The organism is Bradyrhizobium sp. B097 (assembly GCF_038957035.1).
Classification (GTDB): domain Bacteria; phylum Pseudomonadota; class Alphaproteobacteria; order Rhizobiales; family Xanthobacteraceae; genus Bradyrhizobium.
Genome location: NZ_CP152412.1, coordinates 4,617,606 through 4,640,010, shown reverse-complemented (window position 1 = coordinate 4,640,010; position 22,405 = coordinate 4,617,606). Strand labels below are relative to the sequence as shown.

Annotated in this window: 21 protein-coding genes; 12 read left to right on the top strand and 9 right to left on the bottom strand. The window is 63.0% G+C overall.

Annotated features, from left to right (window positions below):
- The first annotated feature begins 177 nt into the window (after window positions 1–177).
- Window positions 178–996: an aminoglycoside phosphotransferase family protein gene (locus AAFG07_RS21880; protein ID WP_342721983.1), complete on the top strand. Its 819-nt coding sequence runs from the start codon at window positions 178–180 to the stop codon at window positions 994–996.
- A gap of 12 nt (window positions 997–1,008) precedes the next feature.
- On the opposite strand, the gene AAFG07_RS21875 is transcribed toward AAFG07_RS21880, so the two are convergent.
- A complete protein-coding gene (locus AAFG07_RS21875; protein ID WP_342721982.1) occupies window positions 1,009–1,176 on the bottom strand; it encodes a hypothetical protein in 168 nt (55 codons plus the stop codon).
- 85 nt (window positions 1,177–1,261) lie between these two features.
- Window positions 1,262–1,732, bottom strand: coding sequence for a helix-turn-helix domain-containing protein (locus tag AAFG07_RS21870; RefSeq protein ID WP_342721981.1), 471 nt, complete (start codon window positions 1,730–1,732; stop codon window positions 1,262–1,264).
- 147 nt (window positions 1,733–1,879) lie between these two features.
- Here AAFG07_RS21870 and AAFG07_RS21865 point away from each other — a divergent pair, with 147 nt between their 5' ends.
- On the top strand, window positions 1,880–2,800 hold the full coding sequence (locus AAFG07_RS21865) for an alpha/beta fold hydrolase (protein ID WP_342721980.1): 921 nt from the start codon (window positions 1,880–1,882) through the stop codon (window positions 2,798–2,800).
- A 140-nt stretch (window positions 2,801–2,940) separates the two neighbouring features.
- Here AAFG07_RS21865 and AAFG07_RS21860 read toward each other — a convergent pair whose 3' ends face one another.
- From AAFG07_RS21860 to aspT (AAFG07_RS21850), 3 genes are all read right to left on the bottom strand, one after another.
- On the bottom strand, window positions 2,941–3,228 hold the full coding sequence (locus AAFG07_RS21860; RefSeq protein ID WP_342721979.1) for a DUF5658 family protein: 288 nt from the start codon (window positions 3,226–3,228) through the stop codon (window positions 2,941–2,943).
- Between the two features lie 583 nt (window positions 3,229–3,811).
- A complete protein-coding gene (aspT, locus tag AAFG07_RS21855; RefSeq protein WP_342721978.1) occupies window positions 3,812–5,506 on the bottom strand; it encodes an aspartate-alanine antiporter in 1,695 nt (564 codons plus the stop codon).
- Window positions 5,507–5,521: 15 nt separating this feature from the next.
- Window positions 5,522–7,213 carry an aspartate-alanine antiporter gene (gene aspT, locus AAFG07_RS21850; RefSeq protein WP_342721977.1) on the bottom strand — a complete coding sequence of 564 codons (1,692 nt, stop codon included), beginning with the start codon at window positions 7,211–7,213 and terminating at the stop codon, window positions 5,522–5,524.
- 323 nt (window positions 7,214–7,536) lie between these two features.
- On the opposite strand from aspT (AAFG07_RS21850), the gene aspD reads away from it, so the two are divergent.
- The 3 genes from aspD (at window position 7,537) to AAFG07_RS21835 (ending at window position 9,946) form a co-directional block, all read left to right on the top strand.
- Window positions 7,537–9,168: an aspartate 4-decarboxylase gene (aspD, locus tag AAFG07_RS21845; RefSeq protein WP_342721976.1), complete on the top strand. Its 1,632-nt coding sequence runs from the start codon at window positions 7,537–7,539 to the stop codon at window positions 9,166–9,168.
- Between the two features lie 185 nt (window positions 9,169–9,353).
- Window positions 9,354–9,542: a hypothetical protein gene (locus tag AAFG07_RS21840; protein WP_342721975.1), complete on the top strand. Its 189-nt coding sequence runs from the start codon at window positions 9,354–9,356 to the stop codon at window positions 9,540–9,542.
- Between the two features lie 86 nt (window positions 9,543–9,628).
- Window positions 9,629–9,946, top strand: a complete 318-nt coding sequence (locus AAFG07_RS21835; RefSeq protein ID WP_342721974.1) for a hypothetical protein — start codon at window positions 9,629–9,631, stop codon at window positions 9,944–9,946.
- Window positions 9,947–9,982: 36 nt separating this feature from the next.
- Here AAFG07_RS21835 and AAFG07_RS21830 read toward each other — a convergent pair whose 3' ends face one another.
- A complete protein-coding gene (locus AAFG07_RS21830; RefSeq protein WP_342721973.1) occupies window positions 9,983–10,384 on the bottom strand; it encodes a hypothetical protein in 402 nt (133 codons plus the stop codon).
- Between the two features lie 161 nt (window positions 10,385–10,545).
- Here AAFG07_RS21830 and AAFG07_RS21825 point away from each other — a divergent pair, with 161 nt between their 5' ends.
- Together AAFG07_RS21825 and AAFG07_RS21820 are read left to right on the top strand one after the other, a co-directional pair.
- Complete coding sequence (locus AAFG07_RS21825) at window positions 10,546–11,625, top strand: AI-2E family transporter (RefSeq protein ID WP_342721972.1); 1,080 nt, start codon at window positions 10,546–10,548, stop codon at window positions 11,623–11,625.
- Window positions 11,625–12,062, top strand: coding sequence for a potassium channel family protein (locus AAFG07_RS21820; protein ID WP_342729209.1), 438 nt, complete (start codon window positions 11,625–11,627; stop codon window positions 12,060–12,062). Before AAFG07_RS21825 ends, AAFG07_RS21820 begins: the two co-directional genes overlap by 1 nt.
- 8 nt (window positions 12,063–12,070) lie before the next feature.
- Here AAFG07_RS21820 and AAFG07_RS21815 read toward each other — a convergent pair whose 3' ends face one another.
- Window positions 12,071–12,739 carry a helix-turn-helix domain-containing protein gene (locus AAFG07_RS21815; protein ID WP_342721971.1) on the bottom strand — a complete coding sequence of 223 codons (669 nt, stop codon included), beginning with the start codon at window positions 12,737–12,739 and terminating at the stop codon, window positions 12,071–12,073.
- Between the two features lie 247 nt (window positions 12,740–12,986).
- Here AAFG07_RS21815 and AAFG07_RS21810 point away from each other — a divergent pair, with 247 nt between their 5' ends.
- The 3 genes from AAFG07_RS21810 (at window position 12,987) to AAFG07_RS21800 (ending at window position 16,125) form a co-directional block, all read left to right on the top strand.
- Window positions 12,987–14,831 carry an ABC transporter substrate binding protein gene (locus tag AAFG07_RS21810; protein WP_342729033.1) on the top strand — a complete coding sequence of 615 codons (1,845 nt, stop codon included), beginning with the start codon at window positions 12,987–12,989 and terminating at the stop codon, window positions 14,829–14,831.
- 84 nt (window positions 14,832–14,915) lie between these two features.
- Window positions 14,916–15,536 carry a response regulator gene (locus AAFG07_RS21805; RefSeq protein WP_342729032.1) on the top strand — a complete coding sequence of 207 codons (621 nt, stop codon included), beginning with the start codon at window positions 14,916–14,918 and terminating at the stop codon, window positions 15,534–15,536.
- Between the two features lie 229 nt (window positions 15,537–15,765).
- A complete protein-coding gene (locus AAFG07_RS21800) occupies window positions 15,766–16,125 on the top strand; it encodes a response regulator (protein ID WP_342729031.1) in 360 nt (119 codons plus the stop codon).
- Here AAFG07_RS21800 and AAFG07_RS21795 read toward each other — a convergent pair.
- Together AAFG07_RS21795 and AAFG07_RS21790 are read right to left on the bottom strand one after the other, a co-directional pair.
- The gene (locus AAFG07_RS21795) at window positions 16,107–16,655 is read right to left on the bottom strand and encodes an invasion associated locus B family protein (protein ID WP_342729030.1); all 549 of its coding nucleotides are present in this window, start codon (window positions 16,653–16,655) and stop codon (window positions 16,107–16,109) included. The genes AAFG07_RS21800 and AAFG07_RS21795 overlap by 19 nt on opposite strands.
- Before the next feature lie 79 nt (window positions 16,656–16,734).
- Window positions 16,735–17,622 (bottom strand): dienelactone hydrolase, encoded by an 888-nt coding sequence (locus AAFG07_RS21790; protein ID WP_342729029.1) that lies wholly within the window; start codon window positions 17,620–17,622, stop codon window positions 16,735–16,737.
- Window positions 17,623–17,771: 149 nt separating this feature from the next.
- Between AAFG07_RS21790 and AAFG07_RS21785 the strand changes: the two genes are divergently transcribed.
- Entirely contained in the window at window positions 17,772–19,466 is a 1,695-nt protein-coding gene (locus AAFG07_RS21785; protein WP_342729028.1) for a SulP family inorganic anion transporter, read from the top strand.
- Window positions 19,467–19,641: 175 nt separating this feature from the next.
- Window positions 19,642–22,392: a decarboxylase gene (locus AAFG07_RS21780; protein ID WP_342729026.1), complete on the top strand. Its 2,751-nt coding sequence runs from the start codon at window positions 19,642–19,644 to the stop codon at window positions 22,390–22,392.
- The last annotated feature ends 13 nt before the right edge of the window (window positions 22,393–22,405 follow it).

The window sequence follows — 22,405 nt, the reverse complement described above, 5'->3', positions numbered from 1 at the left end:
CTGCGACATTGTAGCGCGAGAAGGGTGGGGGCTGTCATCAGCCAACATGGGCAGGGCGGCCAGGAACCGGTTGGCGCGGCCCTGCCACGATGCGCCGCAGGGAACCAGCGTGGCAGCGCGCGCAGGCAATGCTTAGAACGACGGTTACGTCCCTTCATCACCCGGTCAGCCCGCCCGATGTTCGAACCTTATCTCTCGGCCTGGAGCCTCGTCCCCGACGGCGACCCGATCGTGACGCACGCCGCGCGGCTGCTGCCGGTGCGTCGACACGGCGAACCGGCAATGCTCAAGCTCTCGAACGAGCCGAACGAACGCCTCGGCTCGATCATCATAGCGTGGTGGGATGGCGACGGTGCGGCGCGCGTCCTTGCCCGTGACGGCAAGGCGCTCCTGCTCGAGAGGGCGATGGGTTCGGCCTCGCTCGGCGACATGGCGCGAACCGGCCGGGACGATGAGGCCTGCAGGATTCTCTGTGCAACGGCCGATCGGCTTCACGCCCGGCGAACGAAACCGCGGCCGGACTTGACGCCGCTGAAAGACTGGTTTCGCGAGCTGTGGCCGGCGGCGAGGGCGCACGGCGGCATCCTGAACCGATCGGCTGACATCGCCGAAGCGCTGCTCGGCGATCAGCGCGAGATCGTGGTGCTGCATGGCGATCTGCACCATGACAATGTGCTCGATTTCGGCGCGCGCGGCTGGCTTGCGATCGATCCCAAGCATCTCGTCGGCGAGCGTGGCTTCGACTTCGCCAACATCTTCACCAATCCGGATCTGGCCGATCCGGCACGGCCGGTTGCGACCGAACCCGGACGATTTGCACGGCGTCTCGACATCGTCGTGGAAGCAGCAAAGCTCGATCGCCGTCGCTTGCTGTCATGGATCGTCGCCTGGACCGGCTTGTCGGCAGCATGGTTCCTCGGCGACGACGATCCGCTCGCCGAAATCGACCTGCAGATTGCAAACCTTGCCGCGGCTGAACTCGACCGGATGGCGTAGGGCGCGCCGCGACTACGCCGCGGCGGCACTGGCTCCGCTCGGCGACACACTCAAGATCCGCCATTTCGAGATGTCGAAGAAGTAAGCGGCCTTGATACGCGCGGACGCGGGATCCGGCGCCTGAATCGCTGTGTGGAATTTCCGCTCCCCGTCGCTCAGCGAAATCCGGAATGTCTGCATTGGTCGAACCTCCACGCGCGGATGCTGCGGCAAGGACGGTTAACATCCGGTTGCTGGCAGCGGTCCCGCATGGCGCGCGCGAGACTCACGCGCTGCCGTTCTCATGTGAAGCCCGCGGCAGCCGCACCATGGTGTCTTCTGCGCCGACGACGCGTCCGTCCTGCGCTCTCAGCTCGAGGCGGCGCACCGGCAGTCCATTCTTTCGATCAACCAGCAGCACATGCACTTCGTCGGGCTCGAAGAAGAAATCCTCACCCCACTGCCGGAGCGCGACGAGGAGCGGGAACAGCCCGCGTCCCTTTTCGGTCAGCACATATTCCTGATACGGGCTGCCGTCCGCTGCAGGCATGGTCTCCATGATTCCGTGCGCCAGCAGATTACGGAGCCGGGCGGAGAGGATGTTCTTGGCAAGCCCGAGGCTCTTCTGAAATTCGCCGAACCGGCGCAGCCCGTCGAATGCATCGCGGACGATCAACAGCGACCACCAGTCTCCGATCGCATCCAGCGGCCGGGCCACGCCGCACATCGAGTCCCTGTGGCTCACTCGCTTCGCCATCGTGGTCCGCCTGACGCTCCTCAATCCACATTCTGATCGGTGCGCGGCCCGAAAGACCGCCCCGTCGGGGTCTCGATATATCGGTTGCAAAGTAAAACCACAAGCGATACACGACGGTTTCAATCTAAAACTACTCGAGGCAAAGCCATGATCCAGTCCGACGCCACCTTCGACGGCACCTTTCCGTTCGCGCCGCATTTCAGCGCGGCTCCAGGTTTCCGGATGCATTATGTCGACGAAGGCCCGCGAGACGGCGAGGTGGTGCTTTGCCTTCATGGCGAACCGACCTGGGGCTATCTGTTTCGCCATCTGGTGCCGGTCCTGCGCGCGACGCACCGCGTGGTCGTTCCGGATCACATGGGGTTCGGCAAGAGCGCGACGCCGGCAGAGCGCAGCTACTGGCTGCAGGACCACGTCGACAATCTCGAAGCGCTGGTCCTTGCGCTCGATCTCACCGACATCACGCTGGTCATGCATGACTTTGGCGGCCCGGTCGGCATGGGGTTCGCGGCCAGGCATCCGGATCGCATCCGCCGCATCATCTCCGCCAACGGGCCGACGCCGTTCGAGCAGAGCGATCTGCTCGAGCGCGTCACCGCCAATGCGCTGGCTTCGCCGTGGTTTCAATGGATCGCAAGGGCCGAGGCGAACGGCGAGCTCGAGCCGGTCCTCGGCCAACTCGGCTTCAACATCCTGAGCACGCTCAAGCTCAACGGCTTCGAGAACAACGCCGTCATCACCGACGCCTGGCTCGCCGCCTACGGCGCACCCTTCGCACGCCCGGCCGACTGCCTCGGTGCGATCGGATGGGCCAGGGGCTTTGCGACCGGTGCGCACAGGTTCGACGCGCCGGATCGCGCCGCCGACCGCGCGATCCGCAGCAGGCCGGCGCTCGCCATCTGGGGCGAGGCGGACCGCACGCTGCACGCAGAGCATTTCCTGCCGCTGTTTTCCGCGATCTTCCCGGCGGCACCGGTCAGGCGTCTTGCCGGCGTCGGGCATTACTGTCTTGAGGATGCCCCGGAGGAAATCGGCGGCCTGATCGCGGAGTTCATCCGGCAGACCTGACTGCGTGCCCGATCGCATGCGCGGGGGCAGGGCAGCAATGGCGCTGGTTAGGCGGCAGAGGGTTCGGACTTTGATCGGGTCATGCCTGCTCGCAGCAAACGAGCAGGACGCTCAGTCGCCATATCTGAACTAGTGTGGGTTCAGCTCGCGCCCGCGATAATGACGAGGTTGTTGATGACGGGCGTTGAGCAAAACGCCACCACAAGGGCGATCCTGGAAAGGCTTTGGCTGCGCCAAAGCAACGCGATGACGAGGAACGTCAAACCCAATTTCGGGATCAGCCACCAGGCGCCGAACCAGATCTGGGCCATCTCCATGAACGGGTTAGCCTCGCCGAACCCGAGCTCTAAAATCCGGTTGGTGGTCGCGAAGTCGGCGCATCCAAGGAGCAGTACGGAGAGCAGCAGCAGTGCCTTGACCCAATTCATTTCAGCCCCTCGGTGCCGAGCGCCAGACTGGCAACGCCCCCATCATTCAAGCTGATTCGTTAATTGTTGGTTTGGGCAGGAGATTCAACCGCGGCACCTGGATGGGCTCCCAGCCATTTAGCATGCCGCTCCGGTCACCCCCTTGCATTTGCTCTGAACAACACCAGCGACCCTGATCGTCCCTGACTCGGCTCTCGCAAACCTTCTTCTCGCGTAGCCGATCAGCGGGGACTCGATCGTGCGCCAGGTGATCTCCGCCAAGACGCAGACAACCGGAAGCGCAAGGCAACCTGCAAGCGGACGGCCGAAGCCAAAGAACACGTCGTAGACAACCATGTGGAATGGATAGAGCGAATAGCATCTGCGTCCCGGCCATATAAACGGACGGAGCAATTCTGTCCGTTCCATGTTGGCGCCCAGCCACACAATCGCGCAACATGCCAACGCTGCGCTTGAGAGAAAGCCGATGGGTTCAACCATGACGGCGGCCCAAAGCGGTCGTCCACTGGGACGGCTTTATTTCGCCGGTTAGGCCCAAACCGACATCGCGACACCTGCCAAGGCGCCGGCCGCGTCAGGCGGCTCATCCGGCGAACATGACGACCATGATTGATCCCCAGGTCGTCAGCAGGATGTTCGAGATCGGATAGGCCGGCGTATAGCCGAGCACCACCACCGAGCTGCCGGAGCGCTCCTGAATGGCCGCCATCGCTGCCGTGACCGTCTGTGCCCCGGTCAATGCGCCGAGCAGGAGAATGGGATTCATGCGCAGCATGAAATGGCCAAAGCAGAAGCCGACGATCTGCGGCAACAGGGTGACGACCATGCCGCCCAGCAGCAGGCCGATGCCCGACTCCCGTATGGCGGAAAGGAAGATCGGTCCGGCATGAATCCCGGTGAGGCCGACAAAGGCCGCCAGTCCGAGCGACGTCATCAGGCTGATCGCGCCGTCGGGGATCCGGCCGAAATACGGCAGGCGGGTACGGAGATAGCCGACCAGAAGTCCGGCGAGCAGGGTGCCGACGCTGGTGCTCAGCGAGATCGTGATGCCGCCAACGGAAAAGCTCACGAGAACGCCAACGAGACCACCGAGGAAAATCGCGAGCCCCAGCACGACGAAATCGATGCTGGTGCTCGGCGCGACGATGACGCCGATGCTCTTGGCCGCATTCTGCACCACCGGTTCGGGACCCACGATGCGAAGCAGATCGCCGCGCTGCAGGACGACGCCGGCGGCAATGGGTAGTGCCTCGCCACCCCGGCTCAACGCGCGCAGATAGAGGCCGCGTGCCCAGTTCTGCTCCGAAGCCTGTTGGAGATTGCTTCCAGCTAGCGACGGGTTGATCAGGAACACGTCGGCCGAGACCAGCGGGATATCGAGCAGCTCGCGGTCCTCCACCTCCTCGCCGCGCGGCTCGATCAGTTCCACGACGACTTGGCGTGGAGCGGACAGCGCGACAACGTCGCCGGCTGCGAGCATAGTTCCGGGCTCCGCCTCGAGGATGTCCTCTCCGCGGCGAATGCGGTGGATGAACACGCGCTGACCGGGTACCCGCGCTTCCGCGGCGGCAACCTTCAATCCGGCGATCGCTGCGTGATCATCCAGCCGGTAGGCACGCATTTCGAATTTGCGCCAGGCGGACGCCAAGCCGGGTTTGGCACGCGTGATGCCCAGGGCCTGTTCCAGTTTCAGCGCTTCCGCCTTCAGATCGATCTTCAGCAGCGCCGGGACGACGATCGTGCAGAATGTGATCACGCCGGCATAGCCGAAGATGTAGCAAACCGCATCGGCCACCGCGATGTGCGAGACAAACAACGCACGCTGTGCGTCGGACACGGGCAGCGAATTGACTGCGTCGGTCGCGGTACCCATTGCGGCACTCTGGCTGAGCGCACCGGACAGCAGTCCGGCCGCAAAGCCGGGGTCAAGTCGCAGCACGCGTGCCACGACGATCGCCGCCGCAAGGCCGGTGAAGCTCACGACCACGGCCATCAGCATCGGCTTCAGCCCGTCACGCTTCATCGCCAGCACGAATTGCGGACCGACCGAATAGCCCACCCCGAACAGGAACAGCAGGAACAGGAACGACTTGGTCATGCTGGAGACGGGCACATGCGCGAAATCGCCGACCGCGAGGCCCGCGAACAGCGCACCCGTCACCGGGCCAAGGCTGAAGGCGCCGATCCTGAAGCTTCCGATCCAGTAGCCGGCCGCGATCACCAGGAACAGCGCAAGCTCCGGATAGCGGACCAGAAACTGCTGCAGCCAGGTCAACATCGTCGCTCGCCGCAGCTATGTCATCATCATCACCAGCACCATGCCCCAGATCGTCAGCAGCGTGTTTCCGACCGCGTAGGTGACGGTATAGCCAAGGCCGGGAATCTGGCTTTTCGCGCGGTCGTTGACCATGCCGAGCGACGCGGTCGTGGTACGGGCGCCCGAGCAGCACCCGAGCAGGATCGCGTCGTGGAAGCGGAACACGTACTTGCCGACGAACATCGCCAGGATCAGCGGCACCGTGGTGACCACGACGCCCCAGAGGAACAGGCTGAAGCCGAGCTTTTGCAATCCGGCGACAAATCCCGGTCCCGAGGAGATGCCGACCACGGCAATGAAGACGTTCAGGCCGACCGAGTTCATGAACCACACGGTCGGTGACGGGATGCGGCCGAATGTCGGGTGCACGGATCGCAGCCAGCCGAAGAACAGACCGGAGATCAGCGCGCCGCCGGAGGTGGACAGAGTGAGCGGCACGCTTCCGACCTTGTAGACGAAGGCACCGACGAGGGCGCCGATCGCAATGGCTGCCCCGATGAAGGCGACGTCGGCAACGTCGGTCGCGCGATCCGGCCGGCCCAGCATCTTTGTGGTGGCAGCGACATCTGACGTGCGGCCGACCAGGGTGACGATGTCGCCCCGGTTGATCTTGGTGTTCGGCAGGATCGGAATCTCGGTCGCGATCGCGCCCCGGGAGATCCTGCGCAGGAACACGCCGCGCGCGCCCGGTTCTTTCGCCAGTTGCTCCAGCGTCTTGCCATCGACGTCCTTGCTGGTCACGTAGACATCGACGCCCTCGATCGGCACCGCCAGCAGCTCGCGATCGTCGACTTCCTCGGCCTGCTCGCCGATCAGCTGCACGAGCACATCGCGGCGGCCGGCGACGGCGACGACATCGCCGGCATGAATCACGGTGTCGGAGGCTGCCTCCACGATCTGCCCGCCTTGCCGAAGCCGAAGGACGAAAATGCGATGATCGGGAATCAGGGCCTCAGCCTGCGCGACCGTCTTGCCGACGACAGGTCCGCGCTCACGAACGCGATAGGCGCGCACGTCGAACTGATGCCAGGCCGTTCCCGGGCCGCCCAGCTCCTTTTTGCCGCCATGCTCTTCTTCATATTTCTTGCATGCGGCCTCGAGATCGATGCCGAGCAGCGCAGGCCCGAGCAGGGCCAGCACGATCGCCGACCCGACCGTGCCGAAAATATAAGTCACGGCATAGGCGACCGGCATGGCATCGAGCAGTTTCTTGGCTTCGTCCGCGGGCAGGCCGAGGCGATTGATGGCGTCGGTCGCGAGCCCCATCGACGCGGAGATCGTTTGTGAGCCGGCATAGAGCCCGACGGCCGATCCGACATCGTAGCCGGCGATCTTCGCCCCGAGATACGGAGCGAGAAGACAGAAGACACAGACCACGGCTGCGAAAATCGCCTGCGGAATACCGTCCTGCGCGATACCGCGCACGAATTGCGGCCCGACGCCATATCCGATCGCGAACAGGAACATCAGAAAGAAGAACGGCTTGAGCGGACCTGAAATGGTGATGCCGATCTGGCCGATGATGACCGCGGCGATCAGCGTCGCGGTGACCGCGCCGAGACCAAGACCCTTATAGGTGAAGGACCCGAAATAGTAACCGAGCGCCAGCGAGAGGAAGATCGCGATTTCGGGATAGGTGCGGAGCGTCTGGAAGAGCCAATCGATCATGATGTCACCCGTTCATGCTGTCCCGGGGCCTAACGAGGGCGAGGCGACCGTATTGATCGACATCAGGCGGCGGCCGGTGAGAAGGACGTTGATCTATGTCAAGCGCAACTGCGAGAGCCCTCGCTGTTTCATCGTCTTGCCTGCAGCTCACGCGCGGCTCGCACATTGCATCGCGACGCGGCCGCTGCGGCTGCATCGCCTGCACAGGACCGTTGACATAGATCAAACTCGGTCACCGGCGGCCGATCATGCTGACCGCGATTGCGCAGGCGAACAACCGGTCCGCCTCCATCCAACAGCTTGCATCGTCCCGGGAGTGTCAAATGGCCGATCTTCTGACCTTAAAGAAATTCGAGGCGTTGAGCCCCTTCGAGATCAAGGACGAGTTGATTAACCTCGCGAAGAGCAATTCGAAGCGCAGTCAGATGCCCTTCCTGAACGCCGGGCGCGGCAATCCGAACTGGGTGGCGACGACGCCGCGCGAGGGCTTCTTCCTGCTCGGGCAGTTCGCCATCACCGAGAGCAAGCGGGTGATGGAGCATCCGGCGGGCATCGGCGGCATGCCGCAGGCCAAGGGGATTGCCCGGCGGTTCGAGGCGTGGCTTGCCCAGCACAAGGACATGCCGGGCGCGAGCTTCCTGACCGAGATGCTGCCCTTTGCGGTCAAGAAGTTCGGCTTCGATCCCGACGCCTTCGTCCACGAACTCGTCGACTCGATCATCGGCGACAATTATCCGGTGCCGGACCGCATGCTGGTGCACAACGAAAAGATCGTGCACGAATATCTGATGTGGGCGGTCTGCGGCGAGCCGCGGCCGGCCGGAAAATTCGACATCTATGCGGTCGAGGGCGGCACGGCGGCGATGTGCTACCTGTTCAAGTCGCTGAAGGCCAATCGGCTGCTGGTGCCTGGTGATACGATTGCGCTGGCGACGCCGATCTTCACGCCCTACATCGAGATGACGCACCTGGAAGACTACGATCTGAAGGTCGTTCAGATCAGGGCTCCGCAGGAAAACAAATTCCAGTTCACCGACGAGGAAATCAGGAAGCTGGAGGATCCGAAGGTCAAGGCCTTCTTCGTCGTCAATCCGTCCAATCCGCCGGGGATGGCGTTGAGCAAGGAGACGATCGCCAAGTTGGCCAATCTGGTCAAGACCAAGCGCCCCGACCTGATGATCCTCACCGACGACGTCTATGGAACCTTCGTGCACAACTTCCGTTCGCTGCTCGGCGAGCTTCCGCACAACACCATCGGCGTGTATTCCTATTCGAAGTATTTCGGCTGCACGGGATGGCGGTTAGGGGCCATTGCCATCCACGAAGACAACATCTTCGACAAGATGATCGCCAGGCTTCCGGACGACGCCGTGAAGGCGCTCGACAAGCGCTACGGGCCGCTGACGCTTGAGCCGCGCAAGCTCAAACTGATCGACCGCATTGTGGCCGACAGCCGCGACGTGGCGCTCAATCACACCGCGGGACTATCGTTGCCACAGCAGGTGATGATGAGCCTGTTCTCGCTCTCCGAGATGATGGACGTGAAAAAGGCCTATCAGGCCGCCTGCATGGAAATCGTCAACAAGCGCCTGTGGTCGCTGCTCGACGGGCTCGGGCTTGCCGACAAGCTAACCCCGAATCCGAACTACGATGCCTACTATGCCCTCATCGATTTCGAGTTCTGGGCCCGAAAGAACATCGGCGACGATGCCGTCGAACACCTGAAGAAGAATATCCACCCGTTGGATCTCGCGTTCCGGTTGGCCGAGGCCCACGGAATCGTGCTGCTGAACGGAGGCGGCTTCGATGCTCCCGAATGGTCGCTTCGGGTATCGCTCGCAAACCTTCCTGACGATGTCTACGACGATATCGGACGAGGCGTCCGGGCCATCGCCAGAGGCTATCGCGATGCCCACGAAGCGGCGACCGGGAACAAGGGAGGCGCAAGGCGCTGAGCTCTCCACATGGTTGGCGCTTTGTTGGCCTTCGGCGCGGGAGCTGTCGCGGATAGCGCCGCCCGGGCATTCGTCATTCAGGGCAACCGGGCGATATAGTCCGATTGGGTGAGCCAGCCTGTCGCACGTGATTTCGATTGTCTGGCACAGGCTGCACTGGTCACGCGGTTTTTCCGTGATCTACCATGACGATCATGGGCAACCGCAGCGGCATGTTTCGACGAGTGTTTCGAGCGGGAGAGCCGGCCGGTGCGCGCCATTGGCTGCATCGTTTGCTTGAAGCGATCGACGGCGATCTTGCCTTCAGGATAACGGTCATGACGGCCGGGATGCTGTCGACTGTCGCGTTTGCTTTTGGATTGCTGTCGCTCTGAGCGGACCTCTCATCTAAATCTGAGCGAACTGAAACCGGCGGCGAGTTCGGCGCCTGCAACCAGAGGCCCCAGCCGGGCGGCAATGAATGCGCTTCAAAATAGTTGCAAATTCGACCGGACGGCGCGGCCATCCGGCGGCAAAGGCCACGATCGTGGCCTCGGCCACGATTGTCCTGTTCTGCTGCGCGCTGCAAGCGGTCGCGCTGCCGCTGACATCGTTCCGTCGTCAGGACCAGGCTCAGCGGCATTGTCCCGGCGATACCGTGGTGTGGCTCGATTTCCGCCGCGAACGTTATTACCTCAAGGGACAGCGCCGCTACGCCAGGGGATTCGACGGCAGTTTCGTGTGCAGGAACGAAGCGCGCGAGAGCGGCTATCGGCGTTCGTTGCTCGGCCTGCGGTGACTTCACCGCGACCGAGCCGGGAGTGCAACGGCCGACCTACCAACCGTAATAGCGCGGCTGGGCGTAGTAGCCGTAGCCGTAACCTGCGCCAGGCGGGCAATAGCCGTATCCGGAGCCATAACCATAGCCGTATCCGGCGCCGTAATACGGGTATCCGCCATAGGCCGAGCTCGCGATGGCTCCGCCGACGATCGCACCGGCAGCGGCGGCGCCCCATCCTCGATAGCCCCAGCCGCCGTAGCCTCCTCTCCAACCGCGATAGCCCCAGCCTCCGCGCCAGCCACCACCCCAGCCGCCCCAACGGACCTGAACGGCGTTGTTGTCGACCACGCCTTTCATGGCCGCGATGTTGGTCGGCAGCGGGGCCGCCTCGCCCGTGCCAATGCCGACCGTGCTCGCAAGCAGGGTCAAGGCCAGCAAGATTTTGGTGTTCTTCATGACGTCCTCCACATCAGGGTGACACGCCGGCTGCGATCGAAACGGCGGAGGCGAGCCTGTCAGCCGGCGCCATCCGACGCTTGATCTGGATCAAGCCACCTGTGGCAAGGCGATGGCACCGCCTCCCGTGTGCCTACTGACGCTCAACCGAGAGCTCGTTCTTGAAAACCCTTCGCCAACTCGTGGCCGGAGACGAGTTCATCCAGCTCGCAATTCGCCTCGGGTTGCTGGCGCTGCTGATCTACTGGTCGTTCGTCCTGGTCCGCCCGTTCGTGCCGATCCTGGCCTGGAGTGTCGTACTCGCGGTCGCGCTCTTTCCGGTGTTCAACTGGCTCACAGGGATGCTCGGGGGCCGTGCAGGCATCGCGGCCCTGGTCCTGACCTTGACCGTATTGGGCGTCGTCATCGGACCGGCGGCCTGGCTCGGGATCGGGGCAGTGGAGGGGGTGCGGGAGCTCGCCGGACAACTGAGCGCCGGTAACGTGGCCGTGCCATCGCCGATGCCGGAGATCAAGGATTGGCCGCTGATCGGCGGCCCGCTCTACGACCTCTGGGACCGCGCGTCGATCAATCTGCGCGCCGTGTTGCGCGAGGTCGTGCCGCATCTGAAGCCGCTGGCCGGGATCCTGTTTGCGTTTGCCAGCAATGCCGGCGTCGGAATGTTGAAGTTTCTGCTGGCGGTCGTGCTGGCAGGGTTCCTGTTGCCCCACGGCCGGCAGCTTGCCGCGGCATGCAGGGGTTTCCTGTCCCGGATCGTGCCGGAGCAGAGCGAGCACTTCCTCGACCTCGCCGGCGCGACAATTCGGGCGGTTTCGCAGGGCGTCATCGGCGTCGCCGTCCTGCAGTCGCTGCTGGCCGGCGTTGGCTTCAAGCTGGCGGGGATTCCGAGCGCGGGGCTGCTGGCATTTGTCGTAATGCTGCTGGCGATCGTGCAGATCGGGGCGGCGATCGTGCTGTTTCCCGTCATCATCTGGCTCTGGTCGACCAAGGACTTCACGACGGCGCTCGCCCTGACGCTGTTCTTCCTGGTCGTCGGCGTCCTCGACAATGTGCTGAAGCCGCTGGTCATGGGGCGGGGCCTGACCACGCCGGCGCTCGTCATCTTTATCGGCGTGATCGGCGGCACGCTGGCGCATGGCATCGTGGGCCTGTTCATCGGTCCCATCATTCTCGCGGTCGGCTGGGAGTTGATTACGGCATGGATCCGGGACGACCGCGCCCGGCTGGCGGGGCAGGGATGATGTTATTTCAACTCATCGTGGGATCGGCGGTCAGCGCGATCAATATTGTACTGCACTCGTTGTTCACCGTCGGGGTGATCGGACTGCTGCGCAATGTCACCCTGAGCGCCACTGGCCGGTTTGGGCTGCAGCTCAGCGGTGTGATGGTGGCGACCGCGCTCATACTGATGATGGCTCACACCTTGGAGATCGTCGTGTGGTCACTGGCCTATCTTGCAATTGGTGCAGCGCCCGCGGACAGCAATCTGCTTTATTTCGCCTTTGTGAATTACACCACGCTCGGCTATGGCGACGTCGTTCCGGTCAAGCAGTGGCTGCTGGTCGGCCCGATGGCCGCCATGAACGGCATCCTGATGTTCGGCTGGTCGACGGCGGTCCTGTTCGAGGTGCTGCAAAAGACCATCGAACGCCAGGGGACGCTCCCGAAATCCCGGTAATGTCGCGGTCAGTTGTCCAATCTGGAGAGCTGGTCGCGGTCAACCAGCATGATTTCGCGCTGGTTCGAGCCGAGGAAGTTGAGGGCCCCGTAGGCGTGCAGCCTGGATAGTGCACGCGATACGGTCTCCAGCGTCAGCCCGAGATAGTCGGCGATATCGCGCCGGCACATCGGCAGGGCGACGACGCCGACGCCGGTCAGCCGGCGGTCCATTTCGAGCAGAAACGCGGCGACCCGCTCCAATGCGGTCTTGCGGCCGAGCAGCAGCATGTGGTCTTCGGCATGCTGCAGGTTGCTCGTGGTCATGATCAGCAGGTTGCGAGCGAGGGTGGAGTCGGAATGGGCGACCCGTTCGAGGCTCATCCGCTTGGTGAGGCGCACGTTCGTGTCGACGATCGCTTCGGCCGTGAAGCGATGGGTTTCGGCATTCTCAAGGCCGAAAATGTCTCCGGCGAGGTGAAAAGCACCGATCTGACGCCGTCCGTCGGAGAGCAGCTTGTAGCTGCGGACAGCGCCGGAAACGATCTGGTAGACGTACTCCGCGGGCTCCTTCTCGCCGTAGATCTCGGCACCCCTTCTGTAGTGGAATTCGCTGGTGATGAAGTTGGCGTGCTGGGCGGTCAGCCCACCGAGGATGCTCGGTACGTTTGCCGGTCTGACAATGACGTGAGCGAACATGGACCAACTCTCTTTACTATGACGTTGCGGCGTCCGTGGCGGCTCGAAAATGCTTGTCCGCGCGCAATGACTACGACACGTCCCGACCAGCCTCTATTGGTCTTGAGGCCATTGTCCCAAAGGACAGGGTGCGGGGAATGCGGCAATTTGTTCGTAATTGATACGCAAGCCTTGGACTACTTTTCAGCATTTACGACGATAACCGTGCTAGTTTTCCTGAACCCGTTGGTCTCCGGCTCCGAGCGCTATGGGCAAGGTAATTCGGCTCTCTGGACTGATCATCCTGCTGGCGAGCTTGCTGTCGCCGGCTGGTCTCTGGGCGCAAGAGGTGCGCCCGCATTCCATGCTGGTGCTGGACCAGTCCGATCGGCGCGGCCCGTTCTACTATCAGGTCTTCGTTGGACTGAGGGAGGCCGTGAGCGCGCACGGTCACGCTCCGACGACAATCTACACGGAAAGCCTCGATCTCAATCGTTTCGGCGGTGAGGCCTATCAGGAGGATTTCCGGAGATTTCTCGAGGAGAAATACCGCGATCGACCGATCGGCGTCGTGATTGCCGTTGGAGCGGCGGCGCTCGAGCTTGCAATCCGCTGGCGCCCGCAGCTTTGGCCCGACACGCCGATCGTGTTTACGCTGGTCGAAGAGGCCGATTTCAGGCGATTGCGGCCGCCGGCCTATGTCACCGGCGGGATCGTGACCTTGAAGCTCAAGGATGCCGTCTTGGCTGCCCGCGCTGTGCTGCCAGACCTCAAGACGGTCGTGCTCGTTGGCGCAGAATGGGATCGGCAAGTTCTTTTTCGCAATTGGAAGGACCAGGCGGCGGCCGGCCTTCCGGGCCTCGACCTGATCGAGATCATCGGACGTCCGATGCCTGACGTCATCGACAAGGTTGCCGCGCTACCGGACCACAGCGCGATCATCTACACAGGGCTCTATAGCGACGGCAAAGGCAACTATTATCCACCCTCAGATGCCCTCGCATTTGTCGCAGCGAAGGCAAATCGTCCCATTGTCGTTGCGGCGGAGACGTTCCTCGAGCCGGGCGGCATCGGCGGATTCGTTATCGTCCCGTCCTTGATCGGCGCCGAGGCGGCACACAGGGCGCTGCGGCTCCTGGATGGCGAGGCGCCGGAAAACCTGCCGCCGTCGATCATCGATGCCGTGAAGCCGATCTTCAACTGGCAGCAGCTGCAGCGCTGGAATGTCAGCGAAGCCAGTCTGCCGAAAGGCAGCGAAATCCGCTTCCGGGAGCCGACCTTTCTGGAAAAGTATCGCTGGCGGGCCGTTGCGCTCGCTGCGGCGTTGCTGGTCCAGACCATGCTGATTGCGTTCCTGCTGCACGAGCGGTTCATGCGACGAAAGGCGGAGGTCGAGGCCCGCAATCGCCTTTCCCAGCTTGCTCATAGCAATCGACAGGCGACCGCCGGAGAATTGTCGTCCTCGATTGCGCATGAGCTCAACCAGCCGCTTGGCTCGATCCTGACCAATGCCGAGAGCGCGGAACTGATCCTCGGCTCGCCGACGCCCGACCTTCAGGAGGTGCGGGAAATCATTTCCGACATCAAGCGCGATGATTTGCGTGCGAGCGAGGTGATCCGGCGGATGCGCAGCCTGCTGAAGCGTGTGCCGTTTGAGAAGAAGGAGATCGATCTCAACCAGACCATGCGGGAAGCATTCGATTTCCTCAAGCTGCAGGCGTCGGCACGCAACGTCGCAATCTACCTGCAGACGTCGCCGCAGACCCTGCTGGTGAAAGGAGACCCGGTCCAGTTGCAGCAGGTCATTCTCAACCTCGTGGTCAATAGCATGGACGCAATGGGAAAGATGCCCTACGGACGCACGATCATCGGTCGTACCGAAGTCAACGGAGGGGCGTCGGCCGTGATTTCGATCTCCGATTCCGGTCCGGGAATTCCCCCGGACAGGCTGAACGAGATTTTCGATCCGTTCTTCACAACAAAGGAGCAGGGAATGGGCATCGGACTGTCTATCGCGCGGACGATCGTTCTGGCACATAGTGGTCAGATCTGGGCTGAGAACCAGTCCGGTGGTGGAGCGGCTTTCCATCTGTCATTGCCGCTGGCGGCATAGCGCGTTTGGGCTCTTACTTTAGCAGGAGGCAGTGCTAACTTAACGATCGCAGTCTTTGTCGTCGGTTGTGTAGGAGAGAGGGTAATGCACGCTTACGTGCATATTGTCGACGACGACGCCTCGTTTCGCACAGCACTTGAGCGCAGGCTCAAGCTCGCCGGCTACCGTGTTGCGACCTATGCATCGGCCCGGCAACTGCTTGATCAATTGCCGGGCGACGAAGATGCCGGCTGTATCCTGCTGGACGTGCGCATTCCCGGCATGAGTGGTCCGGAGCTGCAGATACGCCTCAACGAGCTGGAGTCAACGCTTCCGATCGTATTCCTCACTGGACATGCCGACACGGCGACGACCGTGCAGGCGATCAAGGCCGGAGCCGAGGATTTCCTGACCAAGCCGATCGCGTCAGAGCAACTGATCGAGGCAATCAATCGCGCTGTCGCGCGGCACGAGTTGACCCGCAGCCGGCGAACCAGGCTCGACTCACTCCGCGCGCTGCTGGCAAGGTTGACCCCGCGCGAGCGGCAGGTATTCGATTTGATTGTGCGCGGTCGGATCAACAAGCAGATCGCCTATGAGCTCGGCACGACGGAACGCACGATCAAGGCGCATCGTCACCAGGTCATGGAGAAGATGAAGGTGCAGTCGCTTGCCGAGCTGGTCTCGATCGCCGAGCGGCTCGGCGCGCGCGAGCTTGACGGTTGAGGTCAAGGGGTGACCCGCCGCGGGCGCGGCTGCGGCCGTCCTGTCCCATGGTACAATATGAAAGCTCTGTGACGGCGTTTATCTCCAACAGTGCCCGCGACGGTGTCGCGCGCCGATGGAGGTTAAGTGTCCTGCATCGGGACATGGGCATCGGATCGCGGCGCCGAGGTGGAGGTTTCAGAATTTGCCGACCCCGAGAATTGTTTTCGTTGTGGACGATAACCCCTCGATGCTCCGGGGAATCGGACGGCTGCTTCGGGAATATGGATTTGCATCCAGATTATTCGAGACCGGAACTGCTTTGCTAAGTGACGGTGGCTTCGATGGCGCGCTGTGTCTGATCCTGGACATCAATCTCAGCGATGGTTCAGGGATCGAGCTGCGGCATCGCCTGGCGGATCAAGGCATCGAGGTCCCCGTCATTTACATCACCGGAAATGACAACCCGGCGACACGCATGGCCGCAATGGCATCGGGATGCGTGGCCTATCTGACCAAGCCGTTCACGGCAAAGTCGCTGATGCAGCCGATCGAACAATTATTGGTTGGCGCAGCGAGCGCGCGTCTCGATCATTCGTCGATGGCTTGATCGAGCGTCAGCGCGGGTGCTCCCTTGCGAACGGTCGCAAAGCGGTCGAGCGGCACCGATGTCGTCAAGGTCAGAATGCTGGTGTCGACCACCTCTATCGAGAGCATCTTTCCGCGATCCATTTGCTCGATGAGCGTGGGATCGGCAACATCGGCTGCAATGCACATGTTGCTCACGCACCAGGTATAGGGCATGCGATGGACCTGCTGCTGGTCGACCGACAGCTTGACCCCGGCTTGCAGGTACATCCCGACCGGCAGGAAAAGCTGGAGGCGGGAGGTCCCGTCTTCGCGCTCGATCAGATCGACGCGAGCGGCCGTCTGGCCGGTCCCGAAGGTGCCGGTGATCGTGGTCCGGCATAATGTCCTGGCGCCAGCCGCGGTGAAGCAGAGCTTTCGCCATTCGCCAAATTTAACGTCCCGCGCCGCGCGTGCGCCCCGCGGAGCCACCTCCGCGCCGTCCTTGACCGCAGCGGGCGGCGGGGGCGCCTGCTGGCTGTGTGCAGCACCGATGTTGACCGCGAACAGCACCAACGTCGCCAAGGGACCATACGAGGCACCGTACAAGCCACCATATCGGACCATGGATGCTCCTCCAGCGAGATTGCGCCTAGCGAACGTTGTCCAGAAATCGCTCGACCAATGGCGACCAGATGGGAATGGCATCGGGAGAGCCGATCAGGAAATGCCCCTCGTCGCCGAACGGCGGCAATAGATGGTACTCGGCCCGGCCGCCGGCGCGCGTGAAGGCCTCGTACATTCGCTTCGACAGGGCCGGGCCGAAGAACGTGTCATTCTCGATGTAGAGCCACAGCATGGGCACCCGCGACGTGTGGCCAAACACGCCGGTTGCTTCGACCAGTTTTTCGGGACCGCAATTGTTGTTGGGCTTGCCGTCGACACGGCCGCCGCGGCCCGCCGCGAAGGTGATGATGGCCTTGACTTGCGGCGGGTTAAGGCTCGACAGCGCAATCGCGGCCCAGCCGCCGGCCGACTGCCCGACGACGACGACGCCGTTCGGCAAGGTGCGCTTTTCGGCGGCCATGTAATCAATGATCCAGAGATCGACCTGCGCGACGGCGAGACCCGGATCGAGGAAATTCGGATTGGCGCATTTCCCGATCTTGGAGAAGAACGGGCCATAAAGACCGCGCTCCGGAATATCGATGGCCGCAGCGCCATAGCCGGTGCCGACCGGTGCCACCACGAGATAGCCGCGCCGCGCAAACCACATTGCGGCATCACGAAACTCGACCAGCGGGAAGAAGCTGCGATCCCGGGCCTTCAGCGACACGCCGTGGTTCATGATGACCAACGGGAAAGGGCCGTCGCCGAGCGGTCGAACCAGATAGGCGAACATGGGTAGCGGCAGCGGCAATGCCCAGATCTCCTCCTGGATGCGTTGGGATGGGCTTGTGTCGTCGGCGCGTGCCGGGGTGGTCAGACCAAGCAGGAGAAGTGTTACGGTCGCGAGGGCCCGTAAGCCGTGCTGACGCATGCCATGCCTTCCGGCGTTTCACCCGCAAATGTGCAGGTCACGACAATCGTAGTGTTGATCCGCGAGGGCGACGCTTGATCTGAATCAACGTGGATCGGTCCGCCCGGCACAACCACATGCGTCCAATGCGGCTTGATACGGCGGACTTGATGTCGATCCAGGGCGAGACAAGTTGGGTCCGACGGTTTCCGCCGGCGAACTGGCTTGCCGACTATCGCGCCTCCTGGCTGGGCGGCGACGCCATCGCCGGGGTCACGCTGGCGGCCTACGCGATCCCGGTGTCGCTGGCCTATGCGGGCCTCGCCGGTCTGCCGCCGCAGATCGGCGTCTATGGCTACCTGCTTGGCGGCGTGGGTTACGCGTTGCTGGGTTCATCCCGGCAACTCGCGGTCGGACCAACCTCGGCGATCTCGCTGATGATCGCCGGCGCCGTCGGCATATTGGCCGGCGGCGATGCCACGCGTTACGGACAGATCGTCAGCCTCGTTGCCTTCAGCGTCGCGGCGCTCTGCCTGATCGCCTGGCTGTTGAGGCTCAGCCTGCTGGTGCGGTTGATCAGCGACAGCATCCTGGTCGGCTTCAAGGCCGGGGCAGGGCTCACCATCATCATGAGCCAGCTGCCGAGCCTGTTCGGCGTGGCAGGCGGCGGCCACAATTTTTTCGACCGCGCGATCAAGCTGGCCGGCCAGTTGGGCGATACCCGGCCGCTGGTGCTCGGCATCGGTGCGGCTGCGACCGTGCTGCTCCTGCTCGGCGAGCGCAGGCTGCCGGGAAGGCCCGTTGGGCTCGCCGTGGTGGCGCTCTCGATCCTCACGGTCTCCGTCCTTGGACTTGCGGACATGGGATTGCCGGTGACCGGAAAGATCCCGACCGGGTTGCCAAGCCTTGCGCTGCCGACGTTCGGCTTGCTCGAATTTGACGATCTGTTTCCCATCGCCGCCGGATGCCTTGTGCTGGCTTACGTGGAAGGCGTGTCCGCCGCGCGAAGCTTTGCGGCAAAGCACGGTTATGCACTCGATGTCCGGCAGGAGTTTCTGGGGCTCGGCGCGGCCAATCTCGCTGCGGCGTTCGGGCACGGTTATCCCGTCGCCGGCGGGCTGTCGCAGTCAGCCGTGAATGACGCTGCCGGCGCGCGGACGCCGTTGGCCCTCGTGTTCTGTTCGGCAACCCTTGCACTCTGCCTGCTGTTTTTCACGGGTCTTCTGACCAATCTGCCGAAGACCGTGCTTGCCGCGATCGTCTTTTCGGCGGTCTACAAATTGGTCGATATTCCGGCACTCGCCAGGATGTGGCGGATCAGCCGGATCGATTTCTATGCGGCGGTCATCGCGCTCGTATCCGTGCTGTTCCTCGGGATCCTGCAGGGCGTGCTGCTGGCCGCCATCGCCACTATCTTCCTGCTGCTGTTGCGCGCGTCCCAGCCGAATATCGCGTTTCTCGGCCGTCTGCCTGGTAGCGGCCGCTATTCCGACCGGGCGCGGCACGACGACGTGGAGACGTTGACCGGGATCATCGCGTTCCGCCCGGAAACCTCGCTACTTTATGTCAATGCCGAGACGATCTTCGAAACGGTATTGGCGGCGCTCCGGACGTCCCCCGACGTCAAGCTGGTGGCCTGCGACCTGTCAGCCTCGCCGTTCATCGACCTCGCGGGGTCGCGCATGCTCCACGATCTTCACCAGGAAACCGCATCGCGCGGAATCACGTTCTGTATCGTCGGCGCGCACGCGCAGTTGCGGGATCTGCTTCAGGCGGATGGTCTTGCCGACAAGACCGATAGCGCAGACTGGATGCGCACGCTCGACAGCGTGTTGGACAACAGGAAGCCGCCGGCAAACACCTAGCGTGCGCAGCCATGCGGGCCGCTCCGACACTGCGGCCTAGTTGCATCGCAAGGCAGGGCGCTCGCGCGCCGGCTACGAGACCTGTCTCATCCGGTTGCGGCTTGACTTGGATCAAACCGCACGGTGGGCCCCGTTCCTACAATCGGAGAACCAGCGCCAAAATCGGGAGATATCGATGGCCAACGACGCGAAGCCGGCACAGCAGCGCATCGATCAATTCTTCTCCGGACCCGGCGGACGCGCCGACAATTGGCGCGATCTGGTCGAGGCGGCAAAGCGGTGGAGCGGCGGCGGCGACCGTGCGCCGTATGACGCGGCGCTGTCGGCGCTTGCGGTCACGGAGGAGTTTCACGGCTACCCGGGCCTGCGCCTGATGACGGCGCTGAAGGAAGCCGCCGCGGCGGGGGACGCCGCAACCTCGCACATGCTTTCGACGCGGATCGCGCAGGCACTTCAGACCAAATCCTTCCGCCAGCACGCCGGGGACTGGAGCACGCAGGACGACGGCAATGGCGACGTTCCCGATCTGCTGCCGCCAACTCTCGGACAATCGGCGGCGCGCCGTCCCTACTTCGAGACCCTGATCGTGACCGGGGTGCCAGCCAGCAATTGGCCGGGACTCCTGGCAGAATGGCGCAGGCTGCGGCGTCCAGTCGACGCCTTCATCTATGAGCCCGTGGTGGTGGGCAATCTCGAGGACGCTTTCTGCGCGGCAATGCTGAACCCCAACATTGCGGCGGTGGTGATCAATGAAGGCTTTGGGTTGCGCTCGCGCCACGACGCGCCTGTGCTTCGTGCCATGACCGGCGCCATGGGGCTCAACGACGAGTCCGATGCGTCCGCGCTGCGGCTGGCCCATATCCTGAAGCGGATCCGTCCCGAGCTTGATCTCTACCTGATGTCCAATCGCGACGTCGAGGAGTTGGCCGGCAATCCCGAAGCCGACGTGGTGCGCCGGGTGTTCTACTCGGTCGAGGATATTCTCGAATTGCACCTTTCAATTCTGGAAGGGGTGCAGGATCGCTTCGACACGCCGTTCTTCGACAATCTGAAGAAATACGCGCAGCGGCCGATCGGGACCTTCCACGCGCTGCCGATCGCGCGGGGCAAGTCCGTGTTCAAGTCGGACTGGATCCGCGACATGGGCGAATTCTACGGGCTGAACCTGTTCCTTGCCGAGAGCAGCGCCACCACCGGCGGCCTCGACAGCATGCTGGAGCCGACCGGCAACATCAAGAAAGCGCAGGAGAAGGCCGCGCGCGCACTCGGCGCCGATCGCGTCTACTTCGTGACCAACGGCACCTCGACCTCCAACAAGATGGCAGTGCAGGCGCTGCTGGGTCCCGGCGACATCGCTATCGTCGATCGCAACTGCCACAAGTCGCACCACTACGGCATGGTGCTGGCTGGCGCGCAGCCGCTTTACGTCGAGGCGTTCCCGATGACGGAATACTCGATGTACGGCGCGGTGCCTCTGAAGACGATCAAGCAGGCGCTGCTGAACGCGAAAGCCGATGGCCGGCTCGACCGGGTCAAGATGATCGACCTGACCAATTGCACCTTCGACGGTCACATCTACAACACGCGGCGAGTGATGGAGGAATGCCTCGCGATCAAGCCCGACCTGATCTTCCTCTGGGACGAGGCCTGGTTCGGCTTCGCGCGGTTCTCGCCATTCCTGAGACGGCGAACCGCGATGGGTGCGGCGAACGAGATCGAAGCCTGGATGCGCGATCCAAAATCGGTTGCGGCCTACGAGAAGCAGCAGGCCGAACTCGGCAAGAGCCCGTCGGACGAGGTACTGCTCAAGACCAGGCTGATTCCCGATCCGCGTCAGATCCGGTTGCGGGTCTACCAGACCAACTCGACGCACAAGTCGATGTCGGCGATCCGGCAGGGCTCGATGCTGGCCGTCAAGGACATCGAATTCCACACCGTCGAGGCGCAGTTCAAGGAAGCCGTGTTCACGCACGCATCGACCAGTCCGAACCAGCAGCTGATTGCGAGCCTCGACGTCTCGCGTCGCCAGATGGAGCTCGAGGGTTATGGATTGGTGGCCAATGCGATGGAGATCGCGTTCGCGATCCGCAATGCGGTCAATACCAATCCGCTGATTTCCCGGTATTTCCGCGTTCTGGGTGCGGATGCAATGGTCCCCAAGGAGTATCGCCAGAGCGGGTTCACCGACTATCTGGCGGATGGCACCAACTGGGCGAGCGCGCTGAAGAGCCTGAACGACGACGAGTTCTGCCTCGATCCGACCCGCATGACGCTGGTCTGCGGTACCGCCGGATACGATGGAACGCAGTTCAAGGGCCTGCTCGCCAGCCGCTACAACATCCAGGTCAACAAGACCTCGCGCAACTCGGTGCTGATCCAGTCCAACATCAACAATACGCGGAGCGACGTCGCGCATCTGGTCCGGGTGCTGGCCGAAATCTCCGGCGAAATCGATCGGGGCCTCGCCAAAGGCGGAGCGAACGCCAGGGCCGATTTCGACGCGCGGGTCAACAGCCTGATGAAGGACGTGCCAGACCTGCCGAACTTCTCGCATTTCCACGAGACTTATCGCGGCGATGCCGGCACCCGGACGAACGAGGGCGACATCCGCAGCGGATTCTATTCAGCGTATGATGCCGCCGGATGCGAATACATTCGCCTGAACGATCCCGAAATCGACAGGCGCCTGAAGAGCGGGCCCGCGCTCGTCTCCGCGAGCTTCGTGATCCCGTATCCGCCGGGCTTCCCGATCATGGTCCCTGGCCAGGTCATCACGCAGGAGACGATCGACTTCATGCGCAAGCTCGATGTGAAGGAGATCCATGGCTATGACGCGGCCGAGGGCCTGAAGCTCGTGACGACCGAGGCTCTCACCAGGATGGGCAAGCCGAAGGCGTCAGCGCCGAAGCTCAAGGCTGCATCATAGATCCGTTGGCGTA